The organism is Bacillus sp. EKM208B (assembly GCF_011800725.1).
GTDB lineage: Bacteria > Bacillota > Bacilli > Bacillales > Bacillaceae > Bacillus > Bacillus velezensis.
Genome location: NZ_JAANHO010000001.1, coordinates 63,076 through 85,129, shown reverse-complemented (window position 1 = coordinate 85,129; position 22,054 = coordinate 63,076). Strand labels below are relative to the sequence as shown.

At 45.8% G+C, this 22,054-nt stretch carries 20 protein-coding genes and 4 tRNA genes; 3 read left to right on the top strand and 21 right to left on the bottom strand.

Translation table 11 applies throughout. The features are described from left to right. Nucleotides 1-5 precede the first annotated feature (5 nt). The 11 genes from G9F75_RS00460 to dnaB form a co-directional block, all read right to left on the bottom strand. On the bottom strand, nucleotides 6-845 hold the full coding sequence (locus G9F75_RS00460) for a two-component system regulatory protein YycI (protein ID WP_014419340.1): 840 nt from the start codon (nucleotides 843-845) through the stop codon (nucleotides 6-8). Then, entirely contained in the window at nucleotides 832-2,190 is a 1,359-nt protein-coding gene (yycH, locus tag G9F75_RS00455; RefSeq protein WP_014419341.1) for a two-component system activity regulator YycH, read from the bottom strand. The genes G9F75_RS00460 and yycH overlap by 14 nt, the downstream gene beginning before the upstream one ends. Further along, entirely contained in the window at nucleotides 2,180-4,015 is a 1,836-nt protein-coding gene (walK, locus tag G9F75_RS00450; protein WP_004393106.1) for a cell wall metabolism sensor histidine kinase WalK, read from the bottom strand. Before walK ends, yycH begins: the two co-directional genes overlap by 11 nt. Before the next feature lie 6 nt (nucleotides 4,016-4,021). Then, nucleotides 4,022-4,729, bottom strand: a complete 708-nt coding sequence (gene walR / locus G9F75_RS00445; protein ID WP_004393104.1) for a cell wall metabolism DNA-binding response regulator WalR — start codon at nucleotides 4,727-4,729, stop codon at nucleotides 4,022-4,024. A 337-nt stretch (nucleotides 4,730-5,066) separates the two neighbouring features. Further along, nucleotides 5,067-5,139: transfer RNA gene (locus tag G9F75_RS00440), tRNA-Phe, on the bottom strand. A gap of 36 nt (nucleotides 5,140-5,175) precedes the next feature. Then, nucleotides 5,176-5,252, bottom strand: a tRNA-Asp gene (locus tag G9F75_RS00435). Between the two features lie 84 nt (nucleotides 5,253-5,336). After that, a tRNA-Glu gene (locus tag G9F75_RS00430) sits at nucleotides 5,337-5,408 on the bottom strand. Between the two features lie 8 nt (nucleotides 5,409-5,416). Next, nucleotides 5,417-5,492: transfer RNA gene (locus G9F75_RS00425), tRNA-Lys, on the bottom strand. 202 nt (nucleotides 5,493-5,694) lie between these two features. Then, nucleotides 5,695-6,987, bottom strand: a complete 1,293-nt coding sequence (gene purA / locus G9F75_RS00420; protein WP_022554035.1) for an adenylosuccinate synthase — start codon at nucleotides 6,985-6,987, stop codon at nucleotides 5,695-5,697. 238 nt (nucleotides 6,988-7,225) lie between these two features. Beyond that, the gene (locus G9F75_RS00415) at nucleotides 7,226-7,639 is read right to left on the bottom strand and encodes a VOC family protein (protein ID WP_029973022.1); all 414 of its coding nucleotides are present in this window, start codon (nucleotides 7,637-7,639) and stop codon (nucleotides 7,226-7,228) included. A 117-nt stretch (nucleotides 7,640-7,756) separates the two neighbouring features. Then, on the bottom strand, nucleotides 7,757-9,121 hold the full coding sequence (gene dnaB, locus G9F75_RS00410; RefSeq protein WP_004393100.1) for a replicative DNA helicase: 1,365 nt from the start codon (nucleotides 9,119-9,121) through the stop codon (nucleotides 7,757-7,759). 170 nt (nucleotides 9,122-9,291) lie between these two features. Between dnaB and G9F75_RS00405 the strand changes: the two genes are divergently transcribed. After that, nucleotides 9,292-9,489: a DUF2188 domain-containing protein gene (locus G9F75_RS00405; RefSeq protein WP_007407900.1), complete on the top strand. Its 198-nt coding sequence runs from the start codon at nucleotides 9,292-9,294 to the stop codon at nucleotides 9,487-9,489. A 30-nt stretch (nucleotides 9,490-9,519) separates the two neighbouring features. Here G9F75_RS00405 and G9F75_RS00400 read toward each other — a convergent pair whose 3' ends face one another. Further along, on the bottom strand, nucleotides 9,520-9,729 hold the full coding sequence (locus tag G9F75_RS00400; RefSeq protein WP_021494627.1) for a hypothetical protein: 210 nt from the start codon (nucleotides 9,727-9,729) through the stop codon (nucleotides 9,520-9,522). A 118-nt stretch (nucleotides 9,730-9,847) separates the two neighbouring features. Here G9F75_RS00400 and G9F75_RS00395 point away from each other — a divergent pair, with 118 nt between their 5' ends. Then, nucleotides 9,848-9,991 carry a YycC family protein gene (locus G9F75_RS00395; RefSeq protein WP_014306172.1) on the top strand — a complete coding sequence of 48 codons (144 nt, stop codon included), beginning with the start codon at nucleotides 9,848-9,850 and terminating at the stop codon, nucleotides 9,989-9,991. A 162-nt stretch (nucleotides 9,992-10,153) separates the two neighbouring features. Then, nucleotides 10,154-12,196 (top strand): ArnT family glycosyltransferase, encoded by a 2,043-nt coding sequence (locus G9F75_RS00390; RefSeq protein ID WP_167408862.1) that lies wholly within the window; start codon nucleotides 10,154-10,156, stop codon nucleotides 12,194-12,196. 79 nt (nucleotides 12,197-12,275) lie between these two features. Here G9F75_RS00390 and G9F75_RS00385 read toward each other — a convergent pair whose 3' ends face one another. The 9 genes from G9F75_RS00385 to G9F75_RS00345 form a co-directional block, all read right to left on the bottom strand. Next, a complete protein-coding gene (locus tag G9F75_RS00385; protein ID WP_128497031.1) occupies nucleotides 12,276-13,568 on the bottom strand; it encodes a glycosyltransferase family 4 protein in 1,293 nt (430 codons plus the stop codon). 22 nt (nucleotides 13,569-13,590) lie between these two features. Then, complete coding sequence (locus G9F75_RS00380; protein WP_014419349.1) at nucleotides 13,591-14,646, bottom strand: phosphotransferase; 1,056 nt, start codon at nucleotides 14,644-14,646, stop codon at nucleotides 13,591-13,593. Further along, a complete protein-coding gene (locus G9F75_RS00375) occupies nucleotides 14,639-15,826 on the bottom strand; it encodes a carboxylate--amine ligase (RefSeq protein WP_032863864.1) in 1,188 nt (395 codons plus the stop codon). Before G9F75_RS00375 ends, G9F75_RS00380 begins: the two co-directional genes overlap by 8 nt. Continuing rightward, nucleotides 15,816-17,150: a glycosyltransferase family 4 protein gene (locus G9F75_RS00370; RefSeq protein WP_110124465.1), complete on the bottom strand. Its 1,335-nt coding sequence runs from the start codon at nucleotides 17,148-17,150 to the stop codon at nucleotides 15,816-15,818. The genes G9F75_RS00375 and G9F75_RS00370 overlap by 11 nt, the downstream gene beginning before the upstream one ends. Then, nucleotides 17,147-17,803: a PIG-L deacetylase family protein gene (locus G9F75_RS00365; RefSeq protein WP_017418490.1), complete on the bottom strand. Its 657-nt coding sequence runs from the start codon at nucleotides 17,801-17,803 to the stop codon at nucleotides 17,147-17,149. Before G9F75_RS00365 ends, G9F75_RS00370 begins: the two co-directional genes overlap by 4 nt. Before the next feature lie 87 nt (nucleotides 17,804-17,890). Continuing rightward, the gene (locus G9F75_RS00360) at nucleotides 17,891-18,454 is read right to left on the bottom strand and encodes an RIO2 family protein (RefSeq protein WP_109567347.1); all 564 of its coding nucleotides are present in this window, start codon (nucleotides 18,452-18,454) and stop codon (nucleotides 17,891-17,893) included. A 140-nt stretch (nucleotides 18,455-18,594) separates the two neighbouring features. After that, the gene (gene rplI, locus G9F75_RS00355; protein WP_004393063.1) at nucleotides 18,595-19,044 is read right to left on the bottom strand and encodes a 50S ribosomal protein L9; all 450 of its coding nucleotides are present in this window, start codon (nucleotides 19,042-19,044) and stop codon (nucleotides 18,595-18,597) included. Next, nucleotides 19,041-21,020, bottom strand: a complete 1,980-nt coding sequence (locus G9F75_RS00350) for a DHH family phosphoesterase (protein ID WP_007407911.1) — start codon at nucleotides 21,018-21,020, stop codon at nucleotides 19,041-19,043. Before G9F75_RS00350 ends, rplI begins: the two co-directional genes overlap by 4 nt. A 30-nt stretch (nucleotides 21,021-21,050) precedes the next feature. Beyond that, nucleotides 21,051-21,986, bottom strand: a complete 936-nt coding sequence (locus tag G9F75_RS00345) for a YybS family protein (RefSeq protein ID WP_053285276.1) — start codon at nucleotides 21,984-21,986, stop codon at nucleotides 21,051-21,053. Nucleotides 21,987-22,054: the final 68 nt, after the last annotated feature.

Below are 22,054 nucleotides of genomic sequence, written 5' to 3'. Positions count from 1 at the left end.
CTCCATTATTTATTTTGATTGTTATCAATGACTGTGCTTTCCAATGCGTTCACAGTGTACGTTTGCAGTGTCTTTTTCTTCGTCCCTTTTGACTTATCTTCAATTGTAATTCTCCATACCGGCGCCAGCACCTGCGTACTTGTCAGCGGATATTGGGCAATATAGCCGAACTTAACGCTTTTAACGGCGCAATTCGCTTTTAAGTAATTTTGAGAATACAATAATTCGACCGCATCCAGCTCAGGAATCAGGCTCTCCGTCTGGATTCGCTTGAATGACTCCAGCATGGTCTGCTCGTAAGATACGACCTCGTTTTTATCGTTCAGATGCAGAATCACCTGTCCGATCGCATCCGTGGACGAGTCAAAATCCTGATAAATAAACTGGCCGTCATACATCTGGTAAAAAATGATTTGTTTTTTATCCTTGTCGACTTTCCACAGTTTATATTTTTCACCGCCGGTTACTTTAGAGCTGACGAGCGATTCCGCATCCTCCTGCGTTTTTTGCTTCGATAAACCGACCGGATCGGTAAATTTCATTTTCAGCGTCGTAACCTTGTGATCATCCGCCGGCATCTCCATTAAAGGCTTTTGATCTTTCAAAGCATCAATATCTTCGGCGGTAAATACCTTTTGGCCCGCCGTCAGCCGGTAGCCCGTCGCGGAATCAGAAGACAGGTTGCCGAATGTGATATGATCCATTTCCATGTCTTTTTCCACGTTTGAATTTTTAATCACTTCGTATTCACTGCTCGAGCGTTTTTCAAAAAACTGATAGCCGAGAAAAATATCGAGGATGAGGAAGGCAATGATGAAGATCGTTTTTGTCTTATTCCACTCCATTATCGTCCTCCTCCTTCCCCAGCAGATCTTTCGTAATCGGGACGATCTTCCCGTTGATTTTCATACTCCAGACGGGTTCCAGTTCAACGAGATCATTCGTTGATGAAGAAACCATTTGATAGGACAGGAAGATCTGGTCGATTTTATTCACGTCGTATTTATCCTGCTGCTCCAGCAGAGACACAACCTCATTGCCGTTCATCATTTTTACGTCTTTTGTTTTAATCGGATTCGGTCCGAGAACATAGTTCGGCCGCTTGTAGCTGAGAACCTCGTCATTGGCCCATTGCAGGGTCAAAACAGGTCCGGAGCCGAAAGGCTTAGACGTGCTGTTGATCACGGGCATTTGATCTTTAAACATGTAGAAACTCAGCTGCTGGTTATCACTCACATTGAAAAATTGATAATGATCCGTCCAGCTTCCCGTATCCTCTAAATATTTATAACTTTTCTTAATCAGCTCGCCTGTTTGATAAGAAGCGCTTTGTGCCAGGTTCCGATGCTGGAATTGAATCTGCCGCTGTGTCGAATTGATTTCCAGACGGCTGATTCCGTCAGTCAGCACATTCCGATTGTAATTCGGGTCTTCTCTGACCGTGCTCGGATCATTAAAAAGCGTCTGCTTAAACAGGTTCGTCTTAATGGTTTCAGTGATAAATTCTTTTTCCTTCATATTAAACCGCGCATTCGGCATGAGAAATTCTTTGCTTTTTCCGACCGAATAGAGGTGGTATAACGGCATACTCGACTTTTTGCTGTACAGCTCATTCATCAGATTGCGGTAATTCGCCGATTCCACAGTCACTTCCAAAATCAGCTGCTTGCTGTATGAGACCATGTAAATCTTCTTATTTGTCTTATTCTCATTAAACGGAATGACAATATGGTCAAATGAGCTGTATTCCATTGACGGATTCGACCATTTAAACATCGTTTGGAAGAAATCAATCGGAATGGTGTCATTAAATTGCAGATCGAGCTTTGCCGAATTGCCGTTTCTGCCGTAAAGCCAATTTTTAAAACCGAGCTTGTCGTATTGATCGGAAATATCCTTCATCCCTTTTACTTCCCATTGCGGCAAATCCGCCCACAGGTCATTAAAGAGCGTCTCATCATTCACTTTGTAATGAGAGCCGTTTGTATGAATAAACATATCCCGGGGTTTTACCGTTTGTGACACTTTTTGGCTCGTTTTATCAATTTTATGCTTTTCCCGGACAGTCGATTTGGTTGAGGCCGTGCCTTCTGAAAAATTGGGCTGGAATGTCCAAATTCCCCATGTTAAAACAAGACTAATGACGACCAGCACTGACAGTATGACTGTTTTTATATTTTCACGCCTCATCCCAATCATCCTCTTGCTCTTCTTTATATGGAAGAGTAAATGTAATCTTCGTTCCTTTGCCTTCTACACTGTCGGCCCAGATGTCTCCGCCGTGCGCCTGAACCATCTCTTTTGCAATCGCAAGGCCGAGGCCGGTGCCGCCGAGTTTTCTTGTGCGCGCTTTATCCACTCTGTAGAAACGGTCAAAAACTTTTTCCACATCTTTTTTCGGAATGCCGATACCTTCATCTTTTACGCTGATATAAAGCAGCTCTTCTTTCTCATTCACATCGACTGAGAAAGTGACATGTCCGCCTTCCGGTGAGTATTTCAGTGCGTTAGAAATGATATTATCGAGAACCTGCGTCACTTTATCCTGATCAATCTCCACGTACAGATTTCTGTCCGGAAGCTCGCGGATAAATTCGACATGCTGTTCTTTCGTCATTTCAAAACGATCGATAATCAGTGACATAAAGCGGATCATATGAATCCACTCCCGATTAAACTGATAATCTTTGCTGTCGAATTTAGAAAGCTGAAGCAGGTCGTTCACCAATCTGATCATGCGCTCAGTCTCATTTTGGGTCACCATTAAGAAACGCGGAGCGATATCTTTGTTTTCCCACGCGCCTTCTGCAAGCGCCTCTAAATAGCTTCGCATGGTCGTCAGCGGTGTCCGCAGCTCATGAGACACGTTGGCAACGAACTCTCTGCGCTCCCGATCGAGTTTTTCCTGTTCGGTGACATCATAAAGAACCGCGATTAAACCGTCGATTTTTCCGTGCTCTCTCTGAATAACGGAAAAATTCACCCGCAGTACAGTCGTTTCATCGTCACGTTCGATCTCCAGCAGCATTGAATCCTGCTGTTCTACTAAATCCTCAAATGTAAAGTTCTCTTTTATGCCCAATAAAGACGTAATCGGCATCTCTAAAGCCGTTTCACGTGAAACATTCAGCAGCTCAAGCGCAGGGCTGTTTAAAAGAATAATAGCCCCGTTGCGATTCGTTGCAATGACACCGTCCGTCATATACGCGATAACGGAAGAAAGCTTTCTTCTCTCCCCTTCCGTCATGGCTTGGGCATCTTCAAGCTCTCTCGTCAGATGGTTGAACGTCGTTGCGAGCTGACCGATTTCATCATGCCCGTATTTCCGCACCTTTCTGGAGAAATTCCCTTTTGCCAGTTCCATCGCCTGCTTACGCATATCTGACAGCGGATGGGTAATGGTGCGGGCGAGAAAAATACCGAGAAGAGCCGTCAGAACAAGGGCTAAGCCTGTTCCTGAAGCAAGAATCGAGTTGACGGTTTTCATCTGGTTAAAGGTATCTTCCATACTGGCCACGACATAAATCGCGCCGACAACTTCCTGATTCTCTGTGACGACAGGTTTTGCTGAAATCAGCACTCTGTTTTTGCTTTTAGGATCATAATATTTTTTTGAATAGGCCTGTTTTGTTGAGAAAATCCGTTTAAAAATCGGGTCAGTCGTCTGTTTCCCCGCTATTTCCTCGCCATAAGGCCTCGAAGAACCGACGACCTCATAGCTTTTATCAACAAATGTAATCTCCCGTATTTCATTATTTTTCGTAAAATCATTTAAAATCCGTTTGACGTCATCTTTAATGACGGTGCTGTCATTGTCTCCTTTATATTCCTGCTCAATATAATAGGAAAGATTGTCAATCCGCTGATTTAACGATAATTCATAGGACTTGAGAAGAGAATTCTCCACCTGTTTCACAAAGTACACGCCGATAATCTGCATGGCGATGATAATGAGAAGCACATAGATCAGCGTGATCTTAAACTGAATCGACCGAAAAAAACCAACCTTATTCATCGCCGGTTAGTCCTGTTCAGGATTTCTCAAGTAATAACCGACACCCCGTCTTGTGACGATCCAGTTCGGATGGCTCGGATTATCCTCGATTTTCTCGCGAAGGCGGCGTACTGTTACATCCACCGTTCTCACGTCACCGAAATAGTCATAGCCCCACACAGTCTGCAGCAGATGCTCACGCGTCATAACCTGTCCGATATGTTTGGCTAAGTAATGAAGCAATTCAAACTCACGATGAGTCAGCTCGATCGTTTCTTCTCTTTTTGATACGACATAAGCGTCAGGGAAGATCACGAGAGAACCGATATGAATGTCATTAGAAGCTGATTCTTCCTCAGCCGGCGCAACCGTAAGCTGGCGGCGCAGGTTCGCTTTGACGCGGGCCAGAAGCTCACGCGTGCTGAAAGGCTTCGTGACATAGTCATCCGCTCCGATTTCAAGCCCGATGACCTTGTCAATCTCCGAGTCTTTTGCCGTCAGCATAATAATCGGCATATCATATTTTTTCCGGACTTCCCGGCACACTTCAACTCCGTCTTTATTCGGAAGCATAATATCTAAAAGAATTAAATCAGGCTGAAGCTCCTCCACCATTTCCACGGCTTCGTTTCCGTCGTACGCACAATGCACGTCATAGCCTTCTTTTCTTAAATTAAACTCTAATATATCTGCAATCGGTTTTTCATCATCGACTACAAGGATTTTCTTATCCATCATCTTGATTTTCCTCCTGCCAGAATGACTTCATTTCATCTATTGATGTTTCATGATGATCACAATTCGGATCATGAAAAACGTTCCCCGTCTATTATAACGGTTTCAGGTCAAAAGATAAAAAAATTAAAGAGAACAGCGCAAAAACGTATTGAACTGCCATCCTTTTGTCATGTTTTTTATTTTCTTTTAAAAAATAATATTTTTTTGAAACCTCACGAAAAAAAACGCCGTCTAGTGTTTGACGTCTTCTTCTGGGCCGGCTGAAAAGCCGGCTCTCCCTTTTTTTATAACAAAAGAAAAAACGCACCTACTATTGCAGATGCGTTTGGGTAAGTGGCTCGGGACGGAATCGAACCGCCGACACACGGATTTTCAGTCCGTTGCTCTACCAACTGAGCTACCGAGCCAGATGTTTCTTTTCTATACTATAAAGTAAAGTAAAATGGCGGTCCGGACGGGACTCGAACCCGCGACCTCCTGCGTGACAGGCAGGCATTCTAACCAACTGAACTACCGGACCTTACAGTAATTTGTCCGGAGAGCCGTATCGTGGCGGCCCTCCGAGGACAAATAAGGAGTTAGCAATAACGCTAAAGTAAATCAATGACCCGTACGGGATTCGAACCCGTGTTACCGCCGTGAAAGGGCGGTGTCTTAACCGCTTGACCAACGGGCCATAAAAAGTGGTGAGCCATGAAGGACTCGAACCTTCGACCCTCTGATTAAAAGTCAGATGCTCTACCAACTGAGCTAATGGCTCTTGATGTGTCGGATTATGTATCATAGAGCATTCAGACAAAAGCTTTCTTGCAGTACTCTATTGAAGCTGTTCCGTAACAACGAGATTTATAATATCATAGAACATTCGAAAGTGGCAACTACTTTTTTGAAAAAAATCTATTATTTTTTTCCTACATAAAAAAACAAGCCTCCGTGACCGGAGGCTTGTTTGCTGCAAATTCTTAGTTAGCGCGGTATACACTGCGGATGACGTTCGTTTGTGAACGGTCGGGACCGACAGAGAAAATAGAAAGCGGAATACCTGTCAGCTGAGACACGCGTTCCAGATAATGGCGCGCATTTTCAGGAAGATCGCTTAATGTTTTTGCGCCTGTGATATCTTCCGTCCAGCCAGGCATTTCTTCATATACCGGTTCACACTCTGCGAGAGCTTTCAGACTTGCCGGGAATTCTTCAATCACTTCACCTTTGTAGCGGTAAGCGACACAGATTTTCAATGTTTCAATGCCAGTCAGCACATCGATTGAGTTCAGAGAAAGATCTGTGATTCCGCTGACGCGGCGGGCATGGCGGACAACAACGCTGTCAAACCAGCCGACACGGCGCGGACGGCCTGTCGTTGTGCCGTATTCGCGTCCGACTTCACGGATTTGATCTCCGATTTCATCTTTCAGCTCAGTCGGGAAAGGACCGTCACCGACACGGGTTGTGTACGCTTTAGATACACCGACGACGTGCTGGATTTTTGTCGGGCCTACGCCTGAACCGATCGTCACCCCTCCGGCGACCGGGTTGGATGAAGTGACAAACGGGTATGTCCCTTGGTCGATATCAAGCATAACCCCTTGAGCGCCTTCAAATAAAACGCGGCGGCCTTCATCCAGCGCGTCATTTAAGACGACGGATGTATCGCATACATACTTTTTAATCTGCTGGCCGTATTCATAATACTCATCCAGAATATCTTCAATTTTGAAGCCTTCCGTTTCATACATTTTTTCAAGCAGACGGTTTTTCTCTTCAAGGTTCCGTTCAAGCTTTTCTGCAAACACGTCACGATCTAGCAGGTCTGCGATCCGGATGCCGATCCGCGCCGCTTTGTCCATATAAGCAGGTCCGATGCCTTTTTTCGTTGTGCCGATCTTGTTGGCCCCTTTGCGTTCTTCCTCTACTTCATCCAGTTTCAGATGGTATGGAAGAATGACGTGGGCTCTGTTGCTGATTCTCAAGTTATCCGTGCTCACATTGCGCTCATGAAGATACGCAAGCTCCGTTACGAGCGCTTTCGGATCAACAACCATTCCGTTCCCGATGACACACGCTTTATCTTTATAAAAAATTCCTGATGGGATTAAATGAAGCTTGTACGTGACTCCATCAAACTTGATGGTATGTCCTGCATTGTTTCCGCCTTGATAACGTGCGATCACTTCTGCATTTTCTGATAGGAAATCTGTAATTTTACCTTTTCCTTCATCGCCCCACTGCGTACCTACTACGACTACTGAAGACATATATCCGTGCACCTCCGTTAACCTTTCAAAACGATATCTCATTCAAACAAATTAAGTGTATCAGTGCCGAAACAGAAAGTCAATCGTAAATCCGAACATTTAAATCTTATCAATCTATATTTGTTCGCCTTAAACATGATTAAAAGCGTTTTCTATTTCATTTGCTATCTATTACTCCCGAAACTTTCATGCTTTAACAAGAAAAAGAACCCGTAATCAGGGTTCTTCGGACAGCCATTTATATGCCGCTTGTATTCATCAGGACGACCCGCCAGCCGTCAGGATCTTCGATGGTCACGCCTTTTTCTCCCCAGTACGGATTTTCGGGTTCTTTCTCCTCATATCCCATCTGCTTTAATTTCTTGCTGATGCGAATGACCTCCTGCTGATCCTGGATGTAAAAGACAAGCAGGCTGTCGCCGTGCGGAACGGGTGCCGGCTGAGACGAACCGGTTTCTTCGGTGAATTCTAAGTGGTATTGCGTATGGGGCAGGCCGAACATGACACCGCTGTAGCCTCTATGTCCGGAAAAGCTGCCGATCCTCTTCAGTCCGAGGCCCTCTTCATAAAACCTGATGATTTCTTTGAGCTGTCCGGTCGGCCGGGCAATCCGGATTTGCGCCGCTTGAAATTGCGGAAATTCAATTGTCATCATCATTCCTCCCTTAATGCCATTATATAAAAGCGCTTTCTTTATTTCGTCTGCCGAACGGACGGCATTCTCTCATTCTTTCGGATGAAAAAAAGCCTCAAGACATTGCTTGAGGCTTTACGCACCTGCCGGAACACCGCCGTCATCAAAGCGCCGTTCCAGGTTTACGAACTTATTGTATTCTTTCACAAAAGCCAGTGAGACGGTTCCCACCGGGCCGTTACGCTGTTTGGCGATAATGATTTCGATGATGTTTTTGTTTTCGGATTCTTTATCATAGTAATCATCACGATACAGGAAGGCGACGATGTCGGCATCCTGCTCAATACTTCCCGACTCACGGATATCTGACATCATCGGACGTTTATCCTGCCGCTGCTCAACACCCCGGGAGAGCTGAGACAGGGCGATGACCGGGACTTCAAGCTCCCGCGCCAGCGCTTTTAGCGCCCGTGAAATTTCCGATACCTCTTGCTGGCGGTTGTCGCTTGAACGGCCGCTTCCCTGAATGAGCTGCAAGTAGTCAATTAAAATCATGCCCAATCCGTTTTCCTGCTTCAGCCGGCGGCATTTTGAACGGATTTCGCTGACGCGGATGCCGGGGGTGTCATCTATAAAGATACCGCTGTTTGACAGGCTTCCCATCGCCATCGTCAGCTTGCCCCAATCTTCTTCCGTCAGATTTCCCGTTCTGAGATTTTGGGCGTTAATATTCCCTTCGGCGCAGAGCATACGCATGACAAGCTGCTCGGCACCCATCTCAAGACTGAATATCGCGACGCTCTCATCCGTTTTGGTGGCCACGTTTTGCGCAATATTTAAGGCGAACGCTGTTTTCCCCACAGACGGACGGGCCGCGACAATAATCAAATCATTCCGCTGAAACCCCGCTGTCATCCGGTCAAGCTCGATAAAACCGGTCGGAATCCCGGTAATATCGCCTTTCCGGTTGTGAAGCTGCTCAATGTTGTCGTATGTTTGCACAAGCACGTCTTTAATATTTTGGAAGGCGCCCGAATTTTTTCGCTGCGCGACCTCCATAATCGTTTTTTCCGCATCGCTTAATAAATCTTCAACTTCATCCTCGCGCGTATACCCGTCTTGAGCGATCGAGGTCGCCGTTCTGATTAAACGGCGGAGAATGGATTTTTCCTCAACGATTTTCGCGTAATATTCTATATTAGCCGCTGTCGGAACGGAATTCGCGATGTCCGTCAGGTAAGAGACGCCTCCCACCTCTTCTAACAAATCGGTATTCGCAAGCTCTGACGTTACCGTGACCAAATCAACCGGTTCACCGCGGTCTCCGAGCACGAGCATGGCATTGTAAATTTTTTGATGTGACATTCTGTAGAAATCATCCGGAATCAACACTTCAGAAGCCAGTGTTAACGCAGACGGCTGTAAAAAAACAGCACCTAACACGGCCTGCTCAGCTTCTATGTTTTGCGGCGGCAGCCGATCATTCAGAAGGTCTGTCATGCTAAGCACCGTCCTCTCCTTAAAAAATATCCAAACTCCATTTTACCATTTCTCAAGAAAAAGAATAGAAAAATATCGCTTTCCCTGTATTTGTTAAACAGCGGCTGCGTGTTTCGCCATTCTGAATGCCGGGAAACTGATAAATAAATCGAAACCAGGAGGTAAGAAGGATGAAAACATATGCAGTAACACCCAGTGTTGATGCGGACGGATGGTTTGTGAAGGTGGAAAATGTGGCGCCGACGGCTCTTTATACATCGAAGGACGCGGCGATCGAGAAAGCGGAGCAGACGGCTAAAGAGAACAGCCCGTCTAAGCTTGTCATTTATGATCAGCATAAAAACATTGAAGAAGAACGGTCCTTTTAAGAAAAGCCTTCGCCCGAGCGAGGGCTTTTCTTATTCGATGAAACGGATGTGCAGCACCGTCTGCGCCATGAGATCGGCCGTTTTTTGATACAGCTCCCATTCTTCACAGGCGGCGAATACTTTCATCATGTCCTGCAATGTCTGTTTCAGTATGATAAATTCGTCAATTGTCCGCAGTTCTGCGGCTTTTTTCTGATAATCAGCCAGCTTCAGATGTAATAACATCAATGGCGATTGCATAAAAAACCTCCCCCATTCTGTTATAAAGCCCCGCTTTTCAAACCTCCATTCCTTTGTCATATCCTCTTACGATAGATTTCTGATTTTAGTACAATAAAGAAACGGAAGGAGTGATCACATGAAACCGCTGCAAATTTCCGCCGAAACGGCGCAAAAGCTCGCAGAATCACTGAATATGCCGCTTGAGAGAATCATGCACATGCCTCAGCACATTCTGCTTGCCAAATTAGCTGAAATCCAAAAAGAGAACGATCACAAATAAAGGCTGCTCTCTCATATATATGTGCGGGAGGCGGAAGCGATGGCTTTCCGCCTCTTTTTTCGTGAAGAAAATTTTGGTAAAACATTCTTTGAATCGTTATCGTTTATTCATAACTTTTTCATATTTATTTTTTACAATGGGGTCACAAAAGAGGTGAAACCATTGAAAACAAAACGACTGGACATCGTTCTTATCGGTATTTTATCAGCAGCAGCGGCTTTGAATATGTACGGCATTTGGCAGGATGATGCCGCCAACCAGTATTATTTGGCTGCCGTCAAAAGCATGACGCAAAGCTTTCACAACTTCTTCTACGCATCCTTTGACCCGTCCGGCTTTGTCACGGTAGACAAACCGCCTGTCGCTTTATGGATTCAAACGATTTTCGCTTTGGTCTTCGGCGTACATACATGGAGCGTGATTCTTCCTCAGGCTTTGGCGGGGCTCGGTTCCGTTCTGCTGCTGTATTTCATGATAAAGCCTTCGTTCGGCACGGGCGCGGCCAGAATCGCCGCTTTTGTCATGGCGCTGACACCGATTGCGGCGGCCGTCAGCCGGACGAATAATCTCGACAGCATGCTCGTCTTTACACTGCTTCTCGGTTCCTGGTGTTTGATGCGCGCGGTGAAACGCGGCAAAATCATTTGGCTCTTATCCGCATTCGCACTTGTCGGTCTTGCCTTTAATATGAAAATGATGCAGGCCTACATGGTGCTTCCGGCTTTTCTGCTTTTTTATCTCATTGCATCACACACATCCATTAAGAAAAAACTGATCTCACTTCTCGCTTCTACAGCCGTTCTACTGGCGCTCTCCGTCTCATGGGCGGCAGCCGTTGATTCCATTTCCGCATCAAGCCGCCCCTATATCGGCAGCAGCCAGACAAACTCCGTGCTGGAGCTGGCATTCGGATATAACGGGACAGAACGGCTGCTCGGGCAGACGACGGGCCTTTCTCACGGCAGCATGACCGGCGGAAAAAGCGTGATGCAGGAAGGGATGGGCATGCAGCCTCCGGGAACGAACAGCCCGGCAATGGGCGGCAGCGCTCCTCAAGGAAAAAACGGGCAGGTTCAAATGCCCCGGCAGCCATCCGGACAGAACGCGGCCTTACCGCAAGGAAGCGGAACTCCTCCGGCACAAAACGGCGGCTCACAAGGCCCCGGCGGCGGAAAAAGCATGAGTATGAACATGTACGGCAACGGAACCCCGGGTGCGCTCAGGCTTTTCCAATCTGAATTATCGGGGCAAATCAGCTGGATGCTGCCTTTTGCGCTCACCGGTTTGTTCGGCGCCGTCATCAGTTGGTACAGAAACCGCCGGGAAAAAGCGGAGGAAATGAAAGAAACGATGTTTTGGACAGCATGGCTTGTGCCTGCCGCCGGTTTCTTCAGCATCGCAAGCTTTTTCCATCCGTACTACTTAATCATGCTGGCGCCTCCGATCGCAGCCCTTTCCGGAATCGGCTGGCGGGCCTTATATGATTTATACAAGCATGATAAAGGCTGGACGGGCTGGCTGCTGCCTGCGGGTGTCTTTCTCACCGCCGGTTTTCAGGTCTTCATCGTAAGCGGGTATACAAACCAGATCGGCAGCGCTTGGATGTACATCCTCGGACTGTTGGGGCTCGGCACTGTCATTGCCCTCATTGTGATGAAACACAAGCCGTTCGGCAGACAACTGACCGTGATCACCATGTGTGTGTTGATGCTCACGCCGCTGTACTGGTCAGCCACGCCGATCCTTTACGGCGGAAACAGCGTCATACCTGAATCCGGCCCGCAGCTGAAAAGCTCAAACGGCGGCAATATGTTCACCTCTGAAGTGGATACAGGCCTGCTGTCTTATTTGAAAAAAAATCAGACAGGTGAGGAATATCTGTTTGCAACGCTCACCACGGTGACTGCGGCGCCTTATATCATCCATACGAATGAATCAGTCATGGCACTCGGAGGCTTTAACGGAACCGATCCGATTTTAACCGTCTCACAGCTGAAAAAACTTGTTGATGATGGAAAAGTGAAGTATTTCTTATTATCCGGAAACAGTTCAGGCAACACAAAGCTTGTCTCATGGATTAAAAAGAACGGCACAAAAATCTCAGCTGACCAATACAGCACCGGAAAAACAAGCTCAGCCCGGCAAGGAATGACAGGCGGCCCGGGCGGACAAAGTCAGCAGACTCTGTATGAGATGAAAAAATAGTTCGGAAAGAGGCTGGATAGTTAAACACCGGCCTCTTTATTTTGCTCTTGAAGCACCTTCCATGCGGCGCCGGTATCATTCAGAAAAATGATTGATAAATACTTTCTATTTTTGAAACCATCAGTTCCTGACGCAGATGCCGGCCGGCATAGGAGCGCGCTTCTTTTCCAAGCCGTTCCCTGAGAGACTGATCCGTAATCAGCATTACGAGAGCATCAGCAAGTTCGCGGCTGTTGCCGGGCTGACAGATAAGCCCTGTGTCCTCATGCCGGATCATCTCAGGGATTCCTCCGCAGTCAGTTGCGACAATGGCTTGACCTGAGAACATCGCTTCGATGATCGCTATAGGGAAATTATCATTCAATGTCGGCAGGACAAATATAGATGATTCAGCCAAGAGCGCCGGCACATCACGTCGTTTTCCGAAGAAAAACACATTTGAGAGGCCCAGTTTCCGTTTCTTTTCTTCCAGAAACCCTCTCATGTTTCCGTCTCCGATGATCCATATATCAACTCCGGATAAATGGTGCCGGATGCGGGCGAGAGCGTCCAGCATCACATCATGTCCTTTTCGCTCGGTCAGACGGGAAACGCACGCAATCACGAGCTTTTCAGCACGTTTTGACTCAGGGGCATCCTGAATGTCAATGCCGGTATGAACAGTCGTCAGCTGAGCCTCCTTCGCTCCGTACTCCAGCAAGGGCTCGTGAAAGGAGTCGCTGATTGTTATGATTTTATCCGAAGCCCGAATACCCTGCCTTTCTATTTCACTGAAATATGCCTCTTCTATTGAACCCTTTTGGATTTTATGAAACTTCATCCGGCTTTTCGTAAAATGTCCGTGCGGCGTGAAAAAAAGAGGACGCTGATACGTTTGATTAAGGTATCCCAGCAAAAATACCGCAAATAAATCCTGCGCGTGAAACAGGTCATATTGTTCTAAGTCTTTCTCCTTCAAAAATCTTTGAAAGACATGTAAATAGCTGAGATTCTTCACAAACTTTTCGTTTGCGGCGCCATATCTGCCAACAAGAAACGCTCTGATCTCGTCAGCGGCCCGCGGGATATCTTCCTGAAAAAAAGATGGCGGCATTTGGAGCGGCGAGATGACATCCGCCTGATGACCGATGCGCTCAAAACCCGTCTTAATTGATGTGATATAACTCGCCAACCCTCCGACATTCGGGTAACGGAGAAAGGTTGCGTACAGAATACGCAATGGCTTTTTTCGTTTGGGGGAGCTTTTTCCTTCCGCACAGAACGAATACAGCATCTCTGGCTCACCTTGATATTCGATCCCGTAAAATTGATCCATGGCGCGCAATAAGGCTAGAGGCACCAGACCGTTCGGCTTGCCGATCTCTTCTTTCACATCCGCTCCCCCTCTCTCAAACTTATAATCCTAATTCCCGTCCCCATTTTGACACTTTGTCAACATGATACGGCAGCAGTTCTCCTCCCCGATTGTCGAAGATTCTCCGCAATTGGGTATGAAGCCCTTTCTCAAGTGTTCTCTGCAAATAAGCCATTTTATAAAGCGTCATAGGAGGGGTCTGAAAATGAATGCCCCGCTTTTTCATTTCTTTCGTATACACTTTTACGCAATACGTCCGAATATCTTCTGCGTGCCGGCTCCAATCTTTTCTGAAGCCAAGCAGAATTTCAACCAGCACCGTCATATCAAACCAAACCGGCGCGTATTTTGCGGATTCCCAATCGATGAATTGAATATCCCACGGTTCATGTCCGGACGCATCGTGGGTGCAGATATTCTGCATATGAAGATCACCGTGCGTGATGGCTGAGCCGTTTTGTATCAATTCAGGGAAAAAATCCGGCTCCTCCTGCTCAAGCAAGTTTGTGATTTGCCGATAATGAGGCTTCACGATATCCTTTGTGCGCTCATCTTTAAGCGCTCTATCCAAAAATTCCGCTGTCTTTTTGATCTGCTTTTTACGCCCTTTTCTCATGGTTTCCGATTCATATACCGGCAGCCACGACCGCCATTTACCATCAGAAATATTCTTGTTTTCAAAGGTGCGGCTGTGCAGTTCTGCGACAGACGGAATAATATACTTGAAATGCTTCGGGTGAAATGTAAGCTGTCCCCTGATCTGGCTGACAAACTCCATAAATATCCACGTTTCATGGTCACTTTCTTCTATAAGATAGATATCCGGCAGCAAATCCCCTAAAACAGAACGGGCTTTCCCGTATATATTAATCTCGATCTTGTTTTTTTCACGGGAAGATTTATACACCTTCAATATCAGCGGAACAGTTCCGGATTTTTTCTTTACAAACAGTTTATAAATGGAGCTTCTGTCTGTTGATTTCAGACAAGTGATGTCATCCGGATTCACCGCAGCCCTTTCACCGAACGAATACGACAGTTTTTCGTCAATTCTCAGTTTTTGAAATGCGCCATACAAAATCTCCTTTTCATACATGCCGATCTTCCTTCCGCTTCCGTTTCCAGCTGTTTTTGAGATGAGACCAAGTGTTTCTGATAAATGGCATCGGGTCATTCCAAGCAAAAAGAGCGTACTCTTTTTTTCCTTTACACCCTTTCCAAAAATCCCGGAACGTCATTTCTCCTCTTTTTCGTTTCTTCAAAAACGTTAAGAAATAACGCACCTCATAAATCCAGTTGATTCCGTCTTTTTGTTCGAGCTGGGGCTTCACATGCTGTCCGGTCAAATACAGATAGTACATGTAAACGAAATGAACGCCTGCCGGTTCTGTCAGGCTATGGCTGAGCCAAAAGCGCGGATTAATTTCGATAAACTTGTAAACATTGTCCCGGGGATCCTTTTTAAATTCCGCCATGCCTACTCCCTTCAGCTGAATCGCTTCAAAAAACGGCAGGGTCTTCTTGATTAAATCAGGAAGCCGTTTGCTGACGACGTGGGCCCCCGCGCCAAAATCAGCAGGGAATTGATGGTTCTTTTGCAGAGAGAATAGGCCCATTAATTTCATTTGGTCATCATAAAAAGTGGCGACTTTATAAAAACACTGGTTGTCTCCGGGGATGATCTCCTGCACGAGCAGTTCTCCATTTTCTCTGTAGGAGCTGAACTCCTTGCGCAATTGTGCTGCATCCTTCATTACAATTGCTTTTTTGTTTACTTTTTTTCTGTATTCATGGCCGGCCACCGGTTTTAAAATACACGGGAAATCAATATTGGCGATGGCCTCTTCCAGCTCATCCTGGTTGTTCGGAAAAAAGGTTTTCGGGCAGGGGATGTGATGCTTGACCGCTAATTCATATGCTTTGCTTTTATCTAAGACCGTTTCTAACAGAGAGTGGCTCGGGAGCAAAAATAAAAAAAAACCGGCTAATGTCTCGCGGAATTTAGATATAAATCCCGCATAATCATCAGAACCTGCGTACAGAACCGGCTTTGCTTGGAATCGCTTCCCGAAATCAGTCAGAAATGTCAGCAGTTCTTCCTCTTCTGTTAAAGGGCTGGGACATATCCCGCAATCTGCCAATCTTGATTTTCCGATACGATAAGGTCCCTCCGTGTCAAACGCGTAAACATCGATTCCTCTTCGGGCAAGACTGCGAATGATCCCAATCCCGTTTGCACTGAAATCAAGTACAACGGCTGCATGTTCATGTTTCATGATCTCCCTCCGAGCTGTTGGTATTTTGATAAATCGATTCGATATTTTTTATCATCGTCTCACTGCTTAAATATTTCTCCGCGTAGGCCTTTGCGTTTGAAGCAGCCTTCTCCCGCGCAGATTTGTTAGAGATAAAAAACGCTAAAGCCCGGGCAAGAACCTTTGCATTTCCCGGCTCGACAATAAGTCCCGTTTTGTTATGGCGGATCAGATCCGGAATACCCCCGCAATCGGTCGCGATGATAGCCGATCCGCTGAACATCGCTTCAATAATCGAAATCGGCAGACTATCATTAATGGTCGGCAGTACGAATATGTCCGTCATATTCAAAATAGCGGGAACATCATCTCTTTTTCCTAAAAAGGAGACCATAGATAGATTCAGTTTTCGAGCCTGTTCCTCTAAGGCGCTCCTCATCTCTCCGTCGCCCGCGATCAGCACTTCAACATGTTCAAGCAGATCAGACGGAATTCTTGAAAGTGCGTCAAGCAAATGATTATGTCCTTTTCTCGGGCCTAATCTTGCAATACACGCGATGATGATCTTATTTTTCGGTATCGGGGTTTTTCTTTTCCCGCCTGTTTTTGCATCGTAATCGATTCCTGTGATCACCGTTGCCATGTCTTCCTGTTCGGCTCCGAGCTTCATGAGCGGGCTGCGGAACGTATCGCTGATAATAATCAGGCGATCTGCGTATTCAATGGCTTTCATCTCTAGTTTTTTATAATAAAACTCTTCTACCGATCCTTTTTTAAAGATGTGAAATTTAAGTCTGTTGAAAGTAAACATGCCATGCGGTGTAAAAAATAAAGGTTTCTTATAGATTTGATTGAACCTGCCTAATATGTTGGCTGTAAATAAATCTTGAGCATGAAACACATCATATTTTTCCAAATGAATCTTTTGAAGCATTTGCTCGTATATAAACATCAGCCGATTATTCTTCAAAATATGATCACTGTAATCCCCGTATCTGTCACTAAAGAAATCTTTTAATTTCGGAACAACATCCGCCCGCAATTCTTTTACCTGTGCGGAAGGAAACTGATTGGGGGATATGACATCCACCTTATGACCTCTTTTTTTCAGTCCTTCACTAAGCGTTTTAATATAGTTTGATAAACCGCCCGTGTGCGGGTAGTCCCAAAACGTGGCAATCAAAATGGATAACTTCTGTTTTTTTCCGTATAATCGCGGAATATGATGTGCATGTTTCATCTGAGTCTTTACTGCCGTCTTTTTTTGCGGGCGCGCTTTGACTCCGTAGTAGCGGTCAAGCGTCTGAACCATATACGGATACGGGACCGAAAATGTCTTGATCATTTCCAGATCCTCCGCACGACTTCAAAAGCTTCAGCGTATTCCACACCCGCCGTCATCCCTCTGACTCTTCCTAAATGTGTAACGCCTTCATATGAACGGGGATGAGGGTAATCCCTCATTTCTACGTCATAGTGGTGAAGCGCCGCGAGTTTGGCATCCATTGTGTCTGTGATATTAACGAAGTAATTAGGCTTGAAGAGTTTATCAGCCGTATTCCTCTCCCACTCGCTTGAAGATAGCGTTTCAAACGTAAGCAGTTCGATAGGCTTTTGATTCGGAAGCGGTCTGGCGGCTGTTAAAACTGCTTGGAATGTTCTCTGGTGGTCCATATTGACATCGCCGTAATGATGTGTAAAGATTTTTTCAGGCTGATAGACGCGAATGAGCTGCTCTAATTCTTTGACAAGCTTATGAAGAGGGATACATTCCAGCTCTAAATTCGTATGCTCCAAAAAGATGACTTTCTCAATTCCAAGCTCTTGATTCGCGCGTTCGCCTAATTGTTTAATATGATGAGCTTCTTCTTTTCTTCCTAATGCTGTAATAATGGAAATCACTTTATATCCTTCATTGATCAGCCGTTTTATGGTGCCCGCTGATCCCAATAGTTCATCGTCGGGATGAGCGCCGATAACCATAATATATTCTCCCATTTTTTCCACACTCCACCAAACAAATGTTACAAATATCATATGACGACCCTAAAAAAAGGAAACTTACATATGCGGATTTTCAGAAACTTACAATTCCCTTCGCCATTCCCGGTAGCGTGACGGATTTAATTTTTTTATGGTGTTCAAAAACTCATCCGTCAAGCCGTATTTGTCCAGTCCTTTTAATAGTTTTACGGGAACTCGGGTAACGGTCGAAAAGGCTCTTTTATGGTCGATCACTTTAAGTTCACCTTGTTCGTTGATCAGAATATGCCTGATTTCGGCATCCCATCTGGCAAAACCGATATCTTTTAATTCATCCAGCATGTTTAAAATATCAGCTGTCAGTTTGACGGACAGGGATTTTTCTTTTTTGATATGGCGCGCAAGGGAGGTGCCTTTGACGTATTCCATCACAATATAATGATCTCCGTATTCATACAGTTTCGGGATCACCGGTGAACCATATCCGAGCTCTAAAGCTTCCAATTCCTTCTTACATGTCTCTTTTTTAAAAAAATATTTTACGCATTTGTTGTGTGTTAAGCGATAGACCTCCCCGTCTTTTCCGTCTCCGATCAGCGGATAGTGTTTCAGCGCTTTTTTATTCTCCGGATAATTAAAATATGTTTCAGAAAAAAATCGTTTCATACCGACACATCCTTCGTCATGATGTAATATAATATTCAATCCGTAACGATCGGAAATGAAACAATCTCATCATTTTCTTGCGCTGCGCCGTCTGCTGACATGAAAAAAACCCGCCGGATCGGCGGGTTTTTCATTGTGTATTACGCTTCTTCTTTTACGTGAACCTTCAGCACAGCCTGAACTTCAGGGTGCAGCTTTACAGGAACGTTTGTATATCCCAGTGTGCGGATACCGTCTTGGAGCTCCAGTTTCCGTTTATCCACTTTAATCTTATGCGTTTTTTGCAGCGCTTCTGCAATCTGTTTACTTGTGACAGATCCGAATAGACGGCCGCCTTCACCGGATTTGGCACTCAGCTCAACAGTCAGCTGTTCAAGCGTTTCTTTCAAATCTTTCGCTCTTTCAAGCTCGGCAATCGCTTCTTTTTTCTCTTTTTCTTTCTGTCCTTTCAATGCGCTGATGTTTGTCGCATTTGCTTCGACAGCGAGGCCTTTTTTAATGAGAAAGTTATGTGCATAACCGTCTGCTACGTTTTTCATTTCGCCTTTTTTTCCTTTACCTTTTACATCTTGTAAGAAAATAACCTTCATCTCTGAACGCCTCCCTCAAAATATTCATCAATGGCTTCCTTCAGCCGGACGAGCGCTTCTGAGACAGAAATGCCCGATAACTGGGTTGCCGCATTGGTTAAATGCCCTCCGCCATCCAGCGCCTCCATAATAATCTGCACATTGACCTCGCCCAGCGATCTCGCACTGATGCACACCGTATGCTCATCCCGTCTGGCTACCGCAAATGAAGCTTCCACTTCACTCATTGATAAGAGGGAATCAGCCGCCTGCGCAATCAGCACCTGGTCAAAGTACTCCTCTTCGTTCTCAGGAAGAGAAGCAATCGCGATATGTTCTTTATAAAGAGACGTATGCTGGATCAGTTTCGCCCGCTTGATATAAGAACCGACGGATTCTTTGAGAACTTTCTGCACCAGAACCGTATCTGCGCCTTTCGCTCTCAAATAAGAAGCGGCGTCGAACGTCCGCGAGCCCGTGCGAAGGGAAAAGCTCTTCGTATCCACTATTATACCAGCTAACAGGGCCGTCGCTTCAATCATATTGATTTTGAGCCGCTTCGGCTGGTATTCAAGCAGCTCTGTCACGAGTTCTGCGGTGGATGAAGCGTATGGCTCCATATAAACGAGCAGCGGGTCTTTAATAAATTCCTCGCCTCTGCGGTGGTGGTCAATCACAACGATGTGCTCGATTTTGTTCACGAGGCGCTCTTCCATCACAAGGGACGGTTTATGTGTATCAACGACGACAAGCAGCGTGTCATCATTTGAAATTTCCATCGCCTCTTCCGGCGTGATGAACCGCGACCACAGCTCTTCATATTTTTTAATTTCTTCAATCAGGCGCTGAACGCTTGATCCGATCTGGTTCGGATCAATGACGATGTAGCCTTCTTTGCCGTTGGCCTGCGCCACCTTTAATATTCCGATTGCGGCTCCGACCGCGTCCATATCAGGAAATTTGTGCCCCATGATAATGACATTGCTGCTTTCTGAGACAATCTCCTTGAGCGCGTGAGAAATCACCCGGGCGCGCACCCTTGTGCGCTTCTCCATCGGATTTGTTTTGCCGCCGTAAAATTTCACCTTGCCGTTCGGCATTTTGATCGCCACTTGGTCGCCTCCGCGGCCGAGAGCCAAATCGAGGCTGGACTGCGCCAGATCTCCAAGCTCCTTCAAGGAAGAAACCGATGCGCCGATCCCGATGCTGAGGGTCAAAGATACAGTGTGAACGGATGTTTTTTCTCGGATTTCATCCAAAATCGAAAATTTCGCGTTTTCAAGCTCCGTTAAAATGTGTTCATTTAACACCGCGATAAACCGCTCCGAGGACGTCCGTTTCAGGAAAATGCCGTACTCCTGCGCCCACGCATTTAATAATGAGGTAACCTGGCTGTTCATCGTGCTTCTCGTTTGGTCGTCCAGCCCCTGTGTGACGTCATCATAGTTATCTAAGAAGATATATGCCAGCACGGTTCTCTCATTTTCGTACTGCTTTTCAATCTGAATCTGTTCTGTCACATCAAAGAAATAAAGCAGGCGCTCATCTCTTTTAATCACTACTTTAAACTTCCGCTCATTCAAGGTGATCGTTTCCGAATCGACCTCCTGCTTGATCAGCGGCACGACGGCCTCGCATGTGTCATACAGCGAGCGTCCGACGAGCGTGCTTTCATTAAAACAGGAAGACAAAAACGGATTCGCCCACTCAATGTAATATTGGTCATTAAACAGCATAATCCCGATAGGCATTTCCATTAATGCCTCTTCGCCTACTTTTTTCAATCTATACGATAACGTGGAGATATAATCGTCAATTTCTTTTCTGATCAGAGAATCCGCACGCTTAATGAAAAACAAGATCACGGCGAGCAGCACAACGCCGATGGCTCCTATCAGCCAGTTAAAGTAAATGCTGATGAGGATTATGATGATTGACAATGCAATCAATGCATAGATGGGATACCGAAACAACGGTTTTTCATAAAAACTAGGCATTTCTATCAACTCCCCACCTGTAAGTCACACTCAATTTCGCGTCACCTTATTTCTTATGTTAAAGCCTATGTCAATGATGCCTAAGAGGAGATACACGGACAAGATGAGCGGAAAAAGCACCCCCAGCACAATTGCTAATACAGGAACGGCTTTCGGCATCTCCATTTCGCGGCAATAGAAAAAAATAAACGCTAATCCTTGAATACAAATCAGCAAGCTGAGAATAAATCCCCCATTCAATGAAACCGAATACAGCATATGCCCTTTTTCTAAAGGCAGAAACCCTAATATCGTCACAATAAAATACAGAATGACAACGCTTTGCGGGAGTTTGAGCTCTCTAAAAGGCTTCATCTTCGGAAGATCAGGGGAAAATCGCCGTAAAAGCGGCCTTGCCATCGCATAACTGAGGAAAGAAAAAACGATGCCGGTCAATACGAGCACTGTCGGAAAAAGATATTGAACCGTGCTCAGCTGACTTTCCATCAGCTTGATCTGCTTCCCGAACTGGTCTCCATAACCGAGCTGCTTTGACATGGTTTCTGCTAAAGACAGCGACTCCCGAAGCTGGGACATGGTGGTATCAACCACATTCATGTTAAGGAACACGATGCTGACCACAAAAAAAACGACGCCGCACAGCACATACGCCATAGCGCCGGCAGCAACCGCATAGCCGGGCTGTTTCTTTTTAAAATAATATCCCATGGCGATTCCCGTATAGGCTGCCGTAAAAGCGCCTGTAAGCCCGGTAAACGAACCTACAATAAAGCTGACAGGAAGGCTGGCAAGCCCCATCCATACCCCGGGCTTCAGACCGTGCCGAATGGTGTAAAGAATGATCGGCAGCGGCAAAGCAAAGAGAAGAATTGCCCCCAGTAAAGGGAGGTACACGACCAAAAGGGAAATGATTGCAAAAATACTGATCAAAATGGCGCCTTCTAATAGAGCCCTTGTATTTTTCACTTACTCACCTCAAACCTTGTATCATTCGAACATACGAATAGAAAAGAGCAGCTTAGACGACTGCTCTT